At 69.9% G+C, this 13,753-nt stretch carries 14 protein-coding genes; 7 read left to right on the top strand and 7 right to left on the bottom strand.

The window, feature by feature from the left end:
* Positions 1-87: 87 nt before the first annotated feature.
* A complete protein-coding gene (locus FCI23_RS29025; protein ID WP_246144129.1) occupies positions 88-2,067 on the bottom strand; it encodes a protein kinase domain-containing protein in 1,980 nt (659 codons plus the stop codon).
* Between the two features lie 98 nt (positions 2,068-2,165).
* On the bottom strand, positions 2,166-2,786 hold the full coding sequence (locus FCI23_RS29020; protein WP_136726898.1) for a TetR/AcrR family transcriptional regulator: 621 nt from the start codon (positions 2,784-2,786) through the stop codon (positions 2,166-2,168).
* Between the two features lie 298 nt (positions 2,787-3,084).
* Here FCI23_RS29020 and FCI23_RS29015 point away from each other — a divergent pair, with 298 nt between their 5' ends.
* The 4 genes from FCI23_RS29015 to FCI23_RS29000 all read left to right on the top strand — a co-directional run bounded on the left by FCI23_RS29015 (position 3,085) and on the right by FCI23_RS29000 (position 8,027).
* Entirely contained in the window at positions 3,085-3,636 is a 552-nt protein-coding gene (locus FCI23_RS29015) for a (2Fe-2S)-binding protein (RefSeq protein WP_136726897.1), read from the top strand.
* Entirely contained in the window at positions 3,633-4,625 is a 993-nt protein-coding gene (locus FCI23_RS29010; RefSeq protein WP_136726896.1) for an FAD binding domain-containing protein, read from the top strand. Before FCI23_RS29015 ends, FCI23_RS29010 begins: the two co-directional genes overlap by 4 nt.
* The gene (locus tag FCI23_RS29005; RefSeq protein ID WP_136726895.1) at positions 4,622-6,772 is read left to right on the top strand and encodes a xanthine dehydrogenase family protein molybdopterin-binding subunit; all 2,151 of its coding nucleotides are present in this window, start codon (positions 4,622-4,624) and stop codon (positions 6,770-6,772) included. The genes FCI23_RS29010 and FCI23_RS29005 overlap by 4 nt, the downstream gene beginning before the upstream one ends.
* Positions 6,773-6,851: 79 nt before the next feature.
* Positions 6,852-8,027, top strand: a complete 1,176-nt coding sequence (locus tag FCI23_RS29000) for an XdhC family protein (protein WP_136726894.1) — start codon at positions 6,852-6,854, stop codon at positions 8,025-8,027.
* A 505-nt stretch (positions 8,028-8,532) separates the two neighbouring features.
* Here the strand turns inward: FCI23_RS29000 and FCI23_RS56750 are convergent.
* The 5 genes from FCI23_RS56750 to FCI23_RS56745 all read right to left on the bottom strand — a co-directional run bounded on the left by FCI23_RS56750 (position 8,533) and on the right by FCI23_RS56745 (position 11,735).
* On the bottom strand, positions 8,533-8,676 hold the full coding sequence (locus FCI23_RS56750; RefSeq protein ID WP_169316974.1) for a hypothetical protein: 144 nt from the start codon (positions 8,674-8,676) through the stop codon (positions 8,533-8,535).
* A gap of 105 nt (positions 8,677-8,781) precedes the next feature.
* Positions 8,782-9,630, bottom strand: a complete 849-nt coding sequence (locus FCI23_RS28995) for a helix-turn-helix domain-containing protein (RefSeq protein ID WP_136726893.1) — start codon at positions 9,628-9,630, stop codon at positions 8,782-8,784.
* 26 nt (positions 9,631-9,656) lie between these two features.
* Positions 9,657-10,181, bottom strand: coding sequence for a DUF6879 family protein (locus FCI23_RS28990; protein ID WP_136726892.1), 525 nt, complete (start codon positions 10,179-10,181; stop codon positions 9,657-9,659).
* Between the two features lie 665 nt (positions 10,182-10,846).
* Positions 10,847-11,257, bottom strand: a complete 411-nt coding sequence (locus FCI23_RS28975) for a ribosomal maturation YjgA family protein (RefSeq protein WP_136726891.1) — start codon at positions 11,255-11,257, stop codon at positions 10,847-10,849.
* Positions 11,258-11,273: 16 nt separating this feature from the next.
* A complete protein-coding gene (locus FCI23_RS56745) occupies positions 11,274-11,735 on the bottom strand; it encodes a hypothetical protein (protein ID WP_169316969.1) in 462 nt (153 codons plus the stop codon).
* 5 nt (positions 11,736-11,740) lie between these two features.
* Between FCI23_RS56745 and FCI23_RS28965 the strand changes: the two genes are divergently transcribed.
* From FCI23_RS28965 to FCI23_RS28955, 3 genes are read left to right on the top strand one after another with little or no spacing between them, the layout of a single operon-like run.
* On the top strand, positions 11,741-12,160 hold the full coding sequence (locus FCI23_RS28965; protein WP_246144127.1) for an ESX-1 secretion-associated protein: 420 nt from the start codon (positions 11,741-11,743) through the stop codon (positions 12,158-12,160).
* An 8-nt stretch (positions 12,161-12,168) separates the two neighbouring features.
* The gene (locus tag FCI23_RS28960; RefSeq protein ID WP_136726889.1) at positions 12,169-13,302 is read left to right on the top strand and encodes a WXG100 family type VII secretion target; all 1,134 of its coding nucleotides are present in this window, start codon (positions 12,169-12,171) and stop codon (positions 13,300-13,302) included.
* 3 nt (positions 13,303-13,305) lie between these two features.
* The gene (locus FCI23_RS28955; protein WP_136726888.1) at positions 13,306-13,563 is read left to right on the top strand and encodes a hypothetical protein; all 258 of its coding nucleotides are present in this window, start codon (positions 13,306-13,308) and stop codon (positions 13,561-13,563) included.
* The last annotated feature ends 190 nt before the right edge of the window (positions 13,564-13,753 follow it).

Raw genomic sequence — 13,753 nt, 5'->3', positions numbered from 1 at the left:
GCCGACGGCACCGGCCGGCAGAGGAGAGTCAGCAAGCAGCACCGATGTCGCCGCGCCTTGAGCGGGGCGTCGAGCGAGGGAAACCCCTCAGGCCCAGTGCCACACCTGGTTGCTGCTGCCCGCACACCCCCATCCCTGGACCTTCTGACCGTTCTGGCCGGAGGCAGGGGCGTACGCGTCCAGGCAGAAGCCGTCCGGGACGCTGACCAGCGTCCCGCCGCGGGAGGGGTCGGGGGTGCCGAGGGTCCACCTCTGGGCGCTCAGCCCGTCGCAGTTCCGGCCGCGGATCGGCTGGCCGTTCTTGCCGACGGTGCCGATGTCGGCGTCCAGGCAGCGGTGGTCGCCCTGGTTGACGATGGTGTACCGGGAGCTCTGACCGGGCACGTGGTACAGCGCCCACTTCTGGTTGCGGGCGGCCGTGCACTGCCACACCCGGACGCTCTGGCCGTTCGCGGGGCCGGAACCCGCGTCGAGGCAGCGGCCGACATCGGTCGCGTGGACGGACTCGGTCACGGTCAGCGCGCCGACCCGGACCGGACCGGGAGGCTGGCTGTAGAGGTACTTCTTGGTCTGTGCGCCGACCTTCCCGTCGGCGGCGACCCCGGCCTCGGTCTGGAAGACCTTGACCGCGGCGAGGGTCTCCGCTCCGAACTGCCCGTCGACCGCGAGGTTCAGGCCGTAGCCGACGAGGAGGGTCTGCAGAGCCGTGACGCAGTTCTTTCCGCCGGCCTCCGAGGTGATCTGGGCGGGGCACGAGCCGGATCGGATGTCCAGGGACGAGGAATCCTGCGTAGCCGCCGGCTTCACGGCAGCCGGCGGCACGGCCGCCTTCGATGCCGTGGCTGTGGGCGTCGGCTCGGTCGCACTCGGCGAGGTGCCGGGCGCCTCGGTCCGGATGCCCGTCGCGGCCGGGGAGGACCTGGGTCCGTGCTGGGCGGAGGCCTGGTCGCCGCCCGGCTGCAGCAGCGCCACTGCGGCGCCCCCGGCGGCCAGGACGGCCACCCCTGCTACGGCGGCGGCCCACACGTTTCTGCGCTTCCTGGGAGCGGACGCGGCGGGCGCGGCAGTCGCGGCGGGCGGGTCCGTGGCCGCGGGCGGAGCGGCGGGCGGCTTGTCACGGGCGGATGAGCTGCTCCGGGCGGGACGAGGCGGGCTCCCGGCCGGCGCGGACAGCTGGTGCCCGATGGCCGTCCTGAACACCTGCCCCGGTGCCGGACGTCGTTCGGGGTCCTTGTCCAGGCAGGCCCGGATGAATACGGCCAGGTCCGGGTCGATGGCCGCCACCTTGTCGAGGACTTCCTCCCGCGGCGGTTCGGAGGCGACCCGGTGCAGGACGTCGGCGCCCGGGTCCTCGCCGAACGGCGCCTTCCCGACGAGGGCGTACGTGAGGGTGGAGGCCAGCGAGAAGACGTCGGACGCGGCCGTCACCTGTTGGCCTACGGCCTGTTCCGGGGACATGTAGGCGGGTGTGCCCAGGTGTTGGCCGGTGGCGGTGACCGCGCTGCTGCCGGCGGCCTGGACGACACCGAAGTCGATCACGCGGGCGCCGTCGGCAGCCAGGATCACATTGGACGGCTTGAGGTCGCGATGAACGATCCCCGCCCGCCACATGGCCTCGATCGCGCGTCCCAGGTCGGCCATCAGCCGCCAGGCCGCCGCCGCATTGATCGGCCCGCGCGCGGTGACGGCCTCGGCGAGGGTCGGCCCGGGTGTGTACTCGGTGGCCACCCACACCAGGGCCTCGTCGCAGCCGCTGCCCATCAGCTGCGCGGTGTGCGCACTCTGGACACGGGCCAGCGCGTCGATCTCCCGCTCGAAACGCTTGCGGAAGCGCGGGTCCTCCGCGTACTCGGACCGGAGCACCTTGACCGCGGCTAAGTCGCGCGCGCCGGTGGCGCCCCGGCCCAGATAGATCCGGCCCGTCCTGCCGCTGCCGAGCACCGACACGATGAGATACGGGCCGACCCGCTCGGGGTCGTCCTCACGCGGGGGGATCGTGGGCGGCGGTTCTACGCCGGCCGCCGCGTAGGCCATCGCACCTAACCGGCTGCGGTTGTGGTCTGGCATGGGAGTCCCGGATCTCTCAGGTGGCTGATGTGGGCGCGAGAGTAGCGCAGCCGCGTCTTCCTCCGCCCGCCCGGCCTCATCTGCGACTACGGCTGCGACTACGGTGCCGGCTGCGGCTTCGGGTCGTCAGCCGCTGAAGCCTGTGGCCCGGGAGCACCGGCGCGCAATCCGTCCATGACGAGGTCCAGGAGCCGTCCGGCGCGGGACCGCCAATCCCCGTTGGGGTCGATCTGCCAGAGGCCGCCGATGGCGAGCACGAGGTCGTCGGCATCCAGCCCCGGGCGGATGGTGCCGGCCTCCTGGTTCGCTTTCAACAGGGTCGCGATGGTGGAAGTCACCGGGCCGTGTGACAAGCCGGCGAAGCTGCCGTTCGAGCAGGTCGCCCTGCGCATCGCGTCGGCCAGGCCGGCTTTGGTCATGGCGTACTGGGCGAGGCGGTCCATCCACTCGCGTAGCGCCTGGTCGGGTGGGCGGGTTTCCAGCAGCCGGGCCGCGGTGTCGACGACCTGCTGGACTTCGTGTTTGTAGACCTCCAGCACGAGGGCCTCGCGGTTGGGGAAGTTACGGTAGAACGTGCCCTGCCCGACGCCGGCCCTCTTCGCGATCGAGGTCAGCGAGGCCTCGCCCGACTGGGTCAGCGCCTCCAGCGCCACCTCTAGAATGCGTTCGCGATTCCGTTGCGCGTCCGAGCGCAGTCGCTCGTTTCTCTTCTGCTGCACTCGTCCTCCTTATCCAGATTCACGATCCAGATTCACGACCGGGGCGGGGTTGCTAAGCGGACAGCTGTCCGATAGCTTCGAGGAAGCGGATGGTTGTCCGCTTAGGTTCACCATAGGGCAGGCGCGGTCGGTGCGGGACGCCTCCCGACGGCTACCGGGGCCGCCGAGGGGACCGGCCCGGGCGGCAGACGTACGATCACTTCCGCGTGGCGAGGTCCGTTCGAAGCCCCGGTGGACAACCCCGGCATCGGGGGCCGCCGCTCGACGCCCGCACCACATACTCGAAAGAAGGCTGAACATGGCCCTATCGACGTCCAGCGCCATCACCCTGAACATCAACGGCGAGAAGTACACGCTGCCCGTCGACCATCGCACCACCCTGCTCGACGCGTTGCGTGAGCATCTCGATCTGACCGGTACCAAAAAGGGTTGTGACCAGGGCCAGTGCGGTGCTTGTACGGTGCTGCTCGACGGCCGCCGTGCCGTCGCCTGCCTGCAGCTCGCGGTCGCCGCCGAGGGGCGCGCGATCACCACCATCGAGGGCGTGGCGGACGGTGACCGGCTGCATCCGGTGCAGCAGGCGTTCATAGACCTCGACGGTTACCAGTGCGGCTACTGCACCCCGGGTCAGATCTGTTCGGCCATCGCGGTGATCGAGGAGCACGCGGCGGGCTGGCCGAGCGCCGCGACCGCCGACGTACGGCCCGAAGCGGGAGTGCCGCCGCTCGACGCCGAGGAGATAAGAGAGCGGATGAGCGGCAACCTGTGCCGTTGCGGCGCGTACGTGTCGATCGTGAAGGCAGTCGCGCGAGCGGCTGAAAGCGCACAGACTTCGGCGGTGACGGCATGAGGGAATTCGGCTACCAGCGCGCCACCGACGTCCCCGGCGCCGTCGCCCTGCTCGGCGCCGACCCCGAGGCGCGCTACCTCGGCGGCGGCACCAATCTCGTCGACCTGATGAAGACCGGGGTGGAGAAACCCGCGCTGCTCATCGATGTACGTGAGCTCCCCCTCGACCGGATCGAGGTCACCGAGGGCGGCGGCTTGCGCATCGGCGCGACCGTCACCAACAGTGACCTCGCCGCCGATCCAGAAGTGCGGCGCCGCTACCCGGCCTTGGCACAGGCCGTACTGGCCGGCGCCTCGGGCCAGTTGCGCAATATGGCCACGGTCGGCGGGAATCTCCTCCAGCGCACCCGCTGCGGCTACTTCGCCGACACGACCAAGCCGTGCAACAAGCGCGTTCCGGGCAGCGGCTGCCCCGCCATCGCGGGCGAGCACCACAACCACGCCATCCTCGGCGCCTCCGCGCACTGCGTGGCCACCCACCCCTCGGACATGGGGGTGGCGCTCACCGCCTTCGACGCCGTCGTGTCGTACGAGACGGCTGACGGGCCCGGCGAACTGCCGCTGGCGGAGTTCTATCTGCCCGTGGGCGACACCCCGCACCTGGAGACGGCGCTGCCGCCCGGCGCGCTGATCACCGGCGTCACCCTGCCGCCCGCTCCGGTCGCCGCCGCCTCCCGCTACCGGAAGGTGCGCGAGCGCGCCTCGTACGCGTTCGCGATCGGCTCGATCGCCGCCGCCCTCGACATCCAGGACGGCGTGATACGTGACGTGCGCCTCGCCTTCGGGGCGGTCGCGTCCAGGCCCTGGCGGGCCCTGGAGGCCGAGCGGGTGCTGACCGGCGGTCCGGCGACCGCCGAGGCGTTCGCCGCCGCCGCCGACGCCGAACTGGCGGCCGCCGAGCCGCTGCCCCACAACGGGTACAAGGTGGCCCTGACGCGCAACCTCGTCGTGGCCATGCTGACCGAGCTCACCCAGGAGGCCGCCCGATGACCACGACGACCGGAACAACCGCTACGGCCACCGCGGCGACGCCGGCCGTCGGCACCTCCCACACCCGCATGGAGGGCCGGGCCAAGGTCACGGGAGCGGCCCGCTACTCCGGCGAGATCCCCTTCGCGGAGCTCGCCCACGGCTGGCTGGTCCTGTCCACCATCGCCCGCGGCCGTATCCGCTCCGTCGAGTCCGGGCCCGTACTGGCGATGCCCGGTGTCCTGGCCGTCCTGCACTACGGGAACGCGCCGCACCTGGAGGAGGTGGTGGGCCTGTTCGGGCCCAACCCGGTGATCCAGGTCTTCCAGCACGACCGTGTGCCGCACGTCGGCTGGCCGGTGGCACTGGTCGTCGCCGAGACCTCCGAGCAGGCCAGGGAAGCCGCCGACGCGCTGGTCGTCAGTTACGACCAGGAGCCGCACGACGTCGCGTTCTCCGCCGGGCACCCCGGTATGTACACGCCGGACAACACCCTCATGCTCCTGGCGGAGACGGAGAAGGGGGACATCGAGACCGGACTCGCCGCGTCCGCCGTCGTGGTGGACGAGGAATACACCACGCCGGAGGAGCACCACAACGCGATGGAGCCGCACGCGGCGATGGCGCGCTGGGACAGCGGCCGGCTCGAGGTCGTCGACTCCAACCAGGGCGCCTTCATGGTGGCGCAGGACCTCGCGAAGCTGTTCTCCCTAGATCCGGCGTCGGTACGGGTGCGGTCCGAGCACGTCGGCGGCGCCTTCGGGTCCAAGGGCTCGACCCGACCGCAGACGGTGCTCGCCGCGATGGCGGCGACCGTCATCAACCGCCCGGTCCGGGTCGTACTGACCCGCCGTCAGATGTTCTCGCTGGTCGGCTACCGCAGCCCGACGGCGCAGCGGGTCAGGCTCGGTGCCGACGCCGACGGGCGGCTGCGCGCCTTCGACCACCAGGCGGCCTGCCTCACATCGACCGTTCACCAGTTCGTCGAGCGGTCCGCCGCCTACGGGCGGGTGATGTACGACGCCGACGCGCACCACACCGTCAACCGCGTCGTACGACTCGACGTGCCTACTCCGAGCTGGATGCGCGCGCCGGGGGAGGCACCGGGCTCGTTCGCGCTGGAGTCCGCGATGGACGAACTGGCCGAGAGGTGTGGCGTGGACCCGATAGCGCTCCGCACCCGCAACGAGCCGGACGTCGGGCCCGTCTCCGGGCTGCCGTTCAGCAGCCGCAATGTGCTCGGCTGCTTCGAGGAGGGCGCCCGCCGGTTCGGCTGGGCGGACCGGGACCCGCGTCCCGGAGTACGCCGCGAAGGCCGCTGGCTGCTCGGGACCGGTACGGCGGCGGCCACGTACTCGGCGGGGGTCGCCGGGTCCACGGCGGCCGTGACGGCCGAGGCGGACGGCACCTTCACCGTACGGATCACCGCGGCCGACATCGGGACCGGGGCGCGGACCGCGCTGACCCAGATCGCCGCGGACGCGCTGGAGGTGGAGCTGGGACGCGTCCGGGTGAAGATCGCGGACAGCGACTTCGGCCAGGCGATGCTCGCCGGCGGCTCGATGGGCACCCGATCCTGGGCCTGGGCGATCACCGTCGCGGCGAGCGAACTGCGGGCCCAACTGGCCCTGACCGGCGACATCCCGCCGGAAGGCATCACCGCACGGTCGAACACCGCAGAGGCCGTCAGCGCGCTGGAGAAGCGCGAACGGCACTCCTTCGGTGCGCAGTTCGCCGAGGTCGCCGTCGATGTGACCAGCGGCGAGGTACGCGTACGGCGCATGCTCGGAATCTTCGCCGCGGGCCGGGTGGTCAACCCACTGACCGCACGCAGCCAGCTCATCGGCGGAATGACCTGGGGTATCTCCATGGCGCTGCACGAGGAGGCGATCAGGGACCAGGCGTCGGGCGGCCTCGCCAATGGCGACCTCGCGGGCTATCACTTCGCCGCGAACGCCGACGTACCGCTCATCGAGGCGGACTGGGTGGACGACCCGGACACCCACGACCCGACCGGGATCAAGGGCCTCGGCGAGGTCGGCATCGTGGGAGCCGCGGCGGCGATCGCCAACGCGGTCTGGCACGCGACCGGCGTACGCCACCGGCACCTGCCGATCCGGCCCGACCGGGTGCTGCTGGCGGGAACCGGGGACAACCGGGCCGGCTGAGTCCAAGGGCCACCCGGGGCAGGTCCCCGGGTGGCCTGCCCCGCTGCGCCAGCGCCCCACAAACCACGAGGAGACCGAGATGCTGGACATCGCCGATGAATTGGACCGGTGGGTCGAGCAGGGCCGGGACTTCGCCGTCGCCACAGTCGTGGCCGTCAGCGGCAGCGCACCCCGTCAACCCGGCGCAGCCCTGGCCGTCGACAGCCACGGCACGGCCATCGGCTCGGTCTCCGGCGGCTGCGTGGAAGGAGCGGTGTACGAGCTGTGCGCCCAGGCGCTCCAGGACGGCGAGACCGTGCTCGAGCGATTCGGCTACAGCGACGAGGACGCCTTCGCCGTGGGACTGACCTGCGGCGGGGTCATCGACATCCTTGTCACGCCGGTGCGCGCCGACGCTCCGGGCAGAAAGGTGCTCGCGGCGGCGCTGTCGGCCGCCGCCCGGGGGAAGGCCCTGGCAGTCGCCCGGGTGGCCGAAGGCCCGGCCGAACTGCTCGGCAGGCCCCTGCTCGTACTCCCCGACGGATCGTACGAAGGCGGCCTCGGCGGCCACCCGGAGCTGGACCGCACAGCCGTGGGCGAGACCCGTGCCATGTTGGACGCGGGCCGCACCGGCACTCTCGTCATCGGAGAGAGCGGATCGCACTGCGGACGTGCGCTGACGCTGCTCGTCGAGTCGAGCGTGCCGCCACCGCGCATGATCGTCTTCGGCGCCGTCGATTTCGCCGCGGCGCTGGTGCGCACGGGCAAGTTCCTCGGCTACCACGTGACCGTGTGCGACGCCCGCCCCGTCTTCGCCACCCGGGTCCGCTTCCCGGAAGCCGACGAGATCGTGGTCGACTGGCCGCACCGCTACCTTGAGCACACCGGGACCGACGGCCGTACGGTCCTGTGCGTTCTCACCCACGACGCCAAGTTCGACGTCCCCCTGCTGGAGCTGGCCCTGCGGCTGCCCGTCGCGTTCGTCGGCGCGATGGGCTCGCGCCGCACCCACGAGGACCGCAACCGCAGGCTCCGCGAAACCGGCGTCACCGAACTCGAACTGGCCAGGCTCCATTCGCCCATCGGCCTCGACCTCGGAGCCCGCACACCCGAGGAGACCGCCCTCTCCATCGCGGCAGAGATCGTCGCCGCCCGGCGTGGCGGCACGGGCGTCCCGCTGACCGGCGCGCACACGCCGATCCACCACGACGCGGCGGAGCACGGAACCGCTGAGGCCAGGCCGAACGCGGCCGGATCCCTCGGCTCGGTCGCCTGACGGCCGGCACGGCCGACGCCGGTGGGTTGCGGGGGGTCGTGCCGCCGACCACCTTCGTGCCCGAGGCCTCATCGTTGACCTGGTGATCCGGTGAGCTGGGCGCGGAGCAGGGTGGTGTCAGTGCCCGGTTTGGCACCGAAGGGCTGACGGCGTCCCTCCAGATAATTGTCAGTACGATGCCTTGCCGGGCTTCGTACTCCCAGCACTGTTCAGCGCTTGAGGTGCAGGTCCGCTTCCTGCACACCCAACTCGTTTGCCAGCGAGCGCAACGGGTCAGACGGTGGCTGGCTCATGGTCATCAGGTCGGCGACGAGTTGCTTCACCACGCCGCGAGGACACGCACACGCCATGGCCGTAGACCCCGCCGAGACCAACCAGGCCCACCACTACGAGATCACCGCCGCCATGAACGCCGTAGTCCGCGCTGTACGGTTGAGGCGGTGCAGGCAGTGCGGGCGGAGGGGGACGCCGTTACGTCGTGGCGGCGTCCCCCTCCGGGAGACGGTTATCGGTGGTAGGTCACCGGCGAGTTGCTGGTGGTGCCGGTCGCGGCGAACGCCTTCACACGCCGCTGGAGGGCCCGTACGGATTCGGGCGTGACGGCGGGAACGGCCGCGTTCCTCGTTACCTGGGGCTTGCCTCGGTTCATTACGTACCTCCGTCGCATCGGTTCCGCGCATGTGGCGGCCACGGCAACAACGCTACGGAGCAGGGCAGTTGGACCTCAATGAAGTTGCATGAGGTTGCGCGGGGATTAGCCGAGGTCGTTGATCGCCGACGTGATCAGAGCGCGTGCCTTCGCCCCGTAGACGGCGAGTGCCTGCAATTGGGTGAATGCCTTCACGTATGTGGCGACCTCGCTGGGCGCGCGCACAGTGACGTCCGCCGTTAGCAGCTCGACCTGCACCAGCTGGTCGTCGTAGATGTAGCACGCCTCCAGCGGCCACATACGGCGGGACGCCGTGAACGGGATGACGCCCAGGGAGACCGATGGCAGCGACATCACGGCCAGGAGCTGGCCGAGCTGACCGGCCATCGTCTCGTGGTCGCCGATGCGGTAGCGCAGGACCGATTCCTCGACGAGAAGGGCGAAGCGGCGGTGTCGGTCGCGGACGACGTGCGATCGGGCCATACGGGCTTCCACAGCCTCCGGGACGTCATTCGGGATGCCGCGGAAATCGGTGATCGCCGAGAGCAGTGCGGTGGCGTAGCCAGGGGTTTGGAGAAACCCGGGAACGACGTCTGAGGAGTAGACGCGGAAGTGTCTGGTGCGCTCGTAGAGCGGGATGTACGACTCCTGGAGACGGCGCAGTCCGGTGCGTTGTTTGCGCTTCCACTCCATGTACATTGACTCGGCCGTGCGGGAGGCAGCGATGAGGTCGGCGGCCTGGTCCTCGGCGCCGCAGACCTGGGTCCAGGCCCGGATGTCGGCATCGGAGGGCGGGGTCTTCGCGTTCTCGATCCGGGAGGACTTCGCCTTGTGCCAGCCGCACCGGACAGCCAGGTCAAGCCCGGTCAGCCCGGCGTCCAGACGTATCTCCTTCAGCCGTGCGGCGACGGCTTCGCGAGCGACCTGGGCGCTGGAGGACGGTGATGAGGGCATGACTGGCTGTCCGGTGATTCGTACTGTCAGACCTGGTAATCCTCGTGCGGCACAGCCCGTTCCCAGACTGCTTCGAACGCGGAACTGCACAGCTTCGCGACGGCCGTGTCGTCGATTACTTCTTGGTCCACCATGACCCCGTCGCCGGTAAAGTGGTTCACGCGGACGAGGCGGTCGTCGAAGAGCCAGAAATCGTTGCCCGGCAACGCGATGTCTGTTGCCCGGCGGCGGGGCAGCCACCGCACCTGCTCCCCGGCCACCACGTTGGCTCGGGTGATGAAGTGCTCGTACCGGATGTACTCAGTGACCGGTTCGGAGACGACACGTGCGCGGCGGACCACGACGCCGCGCGCCACGGCGTCGGAGATCCCTTGGTAGAAGGGATGCCACCACGTTGCCCGGTCGTCCCAGTCGGTGCGGTGCCCGCGCTGCCACGCTTCGAACTCGTCAGCCTCATCGCCGACCGCGTAGGCATCGCGCATCTCCAAATGCACGGCCGACTGGTGGCACTCGGCCAGCATGTCAATGAAGCTGGGCACGCTCTGCGGCATCGCACGCCTCCCTCAAGGCCGGCACCAACCGGGCCGGAATCCGAATCACCGCCTCGTGCCCCGGAATCGGACCGACGGTCAGGCAACCCTCGCGGGTCTCCTCATCGGCCTTCACCCCCTGGAGCACCAGGTCGGCGTTGTCCTCGTCGACAAAGACGGACGGGCAGCCGTCCTTCCCTGACTCAGGATCCTTCGCGACGACGCCAGGCGTTTGTCGATGGTCTGCTCGCTCTGGTCCCTGTGGATGATTACACCGCCGACACCGCCCGCATTCATGCTCGCTTGCTTGCGCACGTGCGGCGTAGTGGGAAGCCGCGGGGCGCACATGATCTGACCATCGCGGCCATCGCTGCGGCCACGGCGCGCACCGTTGTCACTACCGATGCCAAGGCGGCCTTTGATGACCTCCCTGGTGTACACGCCATCATCTTGTAAATGGCCACCGTCCTTCCTGCCGAGCAAGACTCGGGGAGTTGTGATGGCTGGCGTGCTACAGCCGTGCCAGATGCAAGGGTCAGCCACGGTCAACAGCGGTCAGCCGCGGCTACAGGTACCGCATCAGGCTTGCGGGTCTCAGCAAGCTGGTGGCCGCGGGCCTCGGCCAGAAGACGGCGGGCCCCGGGGAATCTCTCCGGCTTGACACCACCACTGGAGCTCCGCGCGGGTCACCGGGCGGTGAGCCGGCGGGAGCGTACCGCCGTGTGGATGAGCCAGCCGAATGACGCACCTACGGCGTACCAGAACAGGTCGGGCGGGTTGAAGGTGGATCCCAGGACGAGGCGCGCGAGGACGCTCCGCGCGGACAGTTCCGAGGGCACCCCGGTGAGCTGCAGGAGTTCGACGGTCCAGCTGATTCCCACCGCGATCCCGGCCGCCATCGCGGGCTTCAAGCGGGGCGCGACCGCGACAACGAGCGTCTGGACCAGGACGGTGTAGAGGGCGTCCCCGGCGGACTTGGCGACGTCGCCCTCCACGCCGGCCGTGATTGCCAACCCCGCGGTCACCGTCGCCGCGGCCGCTCCGGAGGCCAACAGGCGGGTGCGTAATGGGCTGTCACGCCCCTGACGAGCACTCATCCGGGACACTCTATGGTCAGCGGGCGCTGACCACCCACGCCAAGGTCAGCACGGGGATGCTTCCCAGGAGCCAGCCGGCGAGCAGGCGGGCGCGCAGGGTGTCGTAGCGCTGCTGGTATTCCGTCCGCAGTTCGTGCACTCGCCCGGCCACGTGCTGAAGCGAGTCGCGGGTGATGGCGGTCTGGTCCTGGATGTAACGGCGTTCGATGTCCTCGCGCAGGGCGGCGGTCAGCCAGCCGATCGCGTCGCAGAAGGCGGGGGCCGGCAGATGCTGATTCTCGATCCGCGCACCGGGCAGGTCCTCGGACTCGAAACCACCTTCACCAAGGACGACGACGAGTACAAGGTGAAGGCCGGTGACGTCATGTCGTACGAGGCGTGGCTGACCTGACAGGTCCGAACGACGCCAGAGCCGCCCGGCCGCCCTCGCGCGGCGCGCGGACCGGTTGCGGGCAAGCGACCGCTCAAGGTGGGGCAAAACATATGGCTGCTTCCCGCATAGCCCGCGTAAACACTTCCTCGGGCCCGTTCCGGGCTGAGATACTGCGGGTCGCGTATACGAACGGGGGCAGCGGGATGGGCGGCGGCAGCGCGCAGTTCGGGGTCAACCCGGAGGTGTTGACCGAGCTGGCAGGCAAGTTCGGAGGAGAGTCGCGGGGCCTGGCCAAAGAGGTCGGTACGTTCTCGGCGGGCGCCTCCGGTGTCGGACAGGCATTCGGCCTGCTCGGGGCCTGCGACGGGGCGACGGCGAAGTACCAGCAGCTGCTCGACAGCACCGTCAAAGCGCTCGGGCAGTTGTCCAAGGCGCTGGCGGGCGATGAGCGGGGGCTGCGCATCAACGCGACCAACTACTCGGCCTCGGACCAGGCCGCGGTCGAGTACCTCCGGTCCGTGACCCGGTAGGGGCGGGCGTGAGCGTCAATAGCTGGATAGACGGCAAGGTCCTGGGGATCCTCCAGGCATGCGGCGTGGAACTGCCCGGCGGCGACGGCGAGGCCCTGCGGTCGATCGCCCGCAGCTGGGACGCCATGGGAACCGAGTTGACCGGCATCAGAGGAGCCCTCGATCTCGCCGTCGAGAATGTCGACCACCAGGGCTGGCACGGCGATGCGCGCGACGCCTTTGAGAAGCACTGGCAGAAGCAGAAGAAGGTTATCGACGAGGTCGCGGGGAACTTCCACCAGATCGCGGCGGGACTGCGGTCGTACGCCGACGAAATCGACCGGATCAACGAGTCGATCATTGACATCTGCGTCCAGATCGCCGAGATGGAGGTGGCGGGCGCCGCGCTGTCCTTCTTCACCGGCTTCCTCTCCGACCTCGTCGCCAACACGGCCGTGGCCGAGCGGATCGCCAAGGTCGTCGACCTGGTCGAGCTGTTCTCGTCGGCGGCCGAGAAGGTGGCCACCCTGCTGGAACGGTTCGCCGCGCTCAGCGCCGAACAGGCGGCGACGCTGGCGGAGGTGCTCTCCACGGTGGCCCGGTTCGGCGCGGACTTCGCTACGAAAGGTGCCGAGAGCTTCGCCACCAACTTCGTCGCCGACTCGGGCAGCATGATGCTGAACCAGACGCTCAGCGGTCAGCCGGTCACGGTCGGCCAGGATCTGTCCACCGGTAGCCGCGAGGCCCTGGGCACGGCCGCGTTCACCGCGGGCGGTGCGTCGCTGGCGGAAAGCGCCCATCTGACGGGCACGGTCGGCAACATCCTCCGTGGTGAGGGCCGGCTCGGCACCACAGTCAACGGCGCGCTCGGCAACATCAGCGGCGGCGTTACGGCGGACGTGTCCAACCACCAGGATGGCTCGGTCATCGCGCAGGACGCCCTGACGAACGCCGCCACGGGCTCCACCGGGAACGCCGCCAACGATGCCCGTTTCGGACACCTGGAGGAACACGGCAGCCTGGGCGGCGAGAACCTCAGCGAGCGGGCCAAACTCACCGACGCCGCGTACAAGAACTCCTCCGGCACCGGTCTGAACACGGCGGTCTACGCCGCGGGCTCCGGGATCGAGTCGGACGTCCAGCAGCTCGCCGAGGGGGAGTGACGCGTGCACAAGGCTGTGATTCTCGCGGGTGTCGCGCACAACAACCCGAACTTTTCCCCCGGCTGGGCCGGCTTCTTCGGAATGGTCGCTCTGCTCGCCGGGATCGGCGTCGTGCTCGTAGGCCTGTTCATGGTGAAAACCTTCCGGCGCAGCGCCGAGCCGCCACGCGGCGGCCGTCTGGTCGGCGCCATGGGCGCTGTGGTCGGTGTGTTCCTGGTCGTGGGCTTCGCGCTCGTCGCGTTGGGCGTCTGGCTGCTGTGACACCGCCTGACCGATGGGTGGTTCCCGTCGTGGCAACAGGTGCCCTTTTCTCCTAGTTGGCGTGATTCTGCCTCAAGGCAGCCTCAAGGCAGCCTTAAGGCAGCTTCAAGCCGGTCTTGAGTGACATCCGCGCTGAGGGATCTTCCCAGCCACTCCGTAACGGTTGCTGACACGAATTGCGTACGGCTGG

It is taken from the genome of Actinacidiphila oryziradicis, assembly GCF_005047355.1.
GTDB classification, from domain to species: domain Bacteria; phylum Actinomycetota; class Actinomycetes; order Streptomycetales; family Streptomycetaceae; genus Actinacidiphila; species Actinacidiphila oryziradicis.
The sequence above is the reverse complement of the archived record's forward strand: the minus strand, read 5'-3'. Positions and strand labels throughout refer to the sequence as shown.

Excerpts from the sequence above, each read along its gene's own strand:
- FCI23_RS29000 (WP_136726894.1), top strand. The coding sequence starts at position 6,852 with ATGCTGGACATCGCCGATGAATTGGACCGGTGGGTCGAGCAGGGCCGG.
- FCI23_RS29005 (WP_136726895.1), top strand. The coding sequence starts at position 4,622 with ATGACCACGACGACCGGAACAACCGCTACGGCCACCGCGGCGACGCCG.
- FCI23_RS29025 (WP_246144129.1), bottom strand. The coding sequence starts at position 2,067 with ATGCCAGACCACAACCGCAGCCGGTTAGGTGCGATGGCCTACGCGGCG.
- FCI23_RS28975 (WP_136726891.1), bottom strand. The coding sequence starts at position 11,257 with ATGAGTGCTCGTCAGGGGCGTGACAGCCCATTACGCACCCGCCTGTTG.
- FCI23_RS56750 (WP_169316974.1), bottom strand. The coding sequence starts at position 8,676 with ATGAACCGAGGCAAGCCCCAGGTAACGAGGAACGCGGCCGTTCCCGCC.
- FCI23_RS28965 (WP_246144127.1), top strand. The coding sequence starts at position 11,741 with ATGGCTGCTTCCCGCATAGCCCGCGTAAACACTTCCTCGGGCCCGTTC.
- FCI23_RS28990 (WP_136726892.1), bottom strand. The coding sequence starts at position 10,181 with ATGCCGCAGAGCGTGCCCAGCTTCATTGACATGCTGGCCGAGTGCCAC.
- FCI23_RS29015 (WP_136726897.1), top strand. The coding sequence starts at position 3,085 with ATGGCCCTATCGACGTCCAGCGCCATCACCCTGAACATCAACGGCGAG.
- FCI23_RS28995 (WP_136726893.1), bottom strand. The coding sequence starts at position 9,630 with ATGCCCTCATCACCGTCCTCCAGCGCCCAGGTCGCTCGCGAAGCCGTC.
- FCI23_RS29010 (WP_136726896.1), top strand. The coding sequence starts at position 3,633 with ATGAGGGAATTCGGCTACCAGCGCGCCACCGACGTCCCCGGCGCCGTC.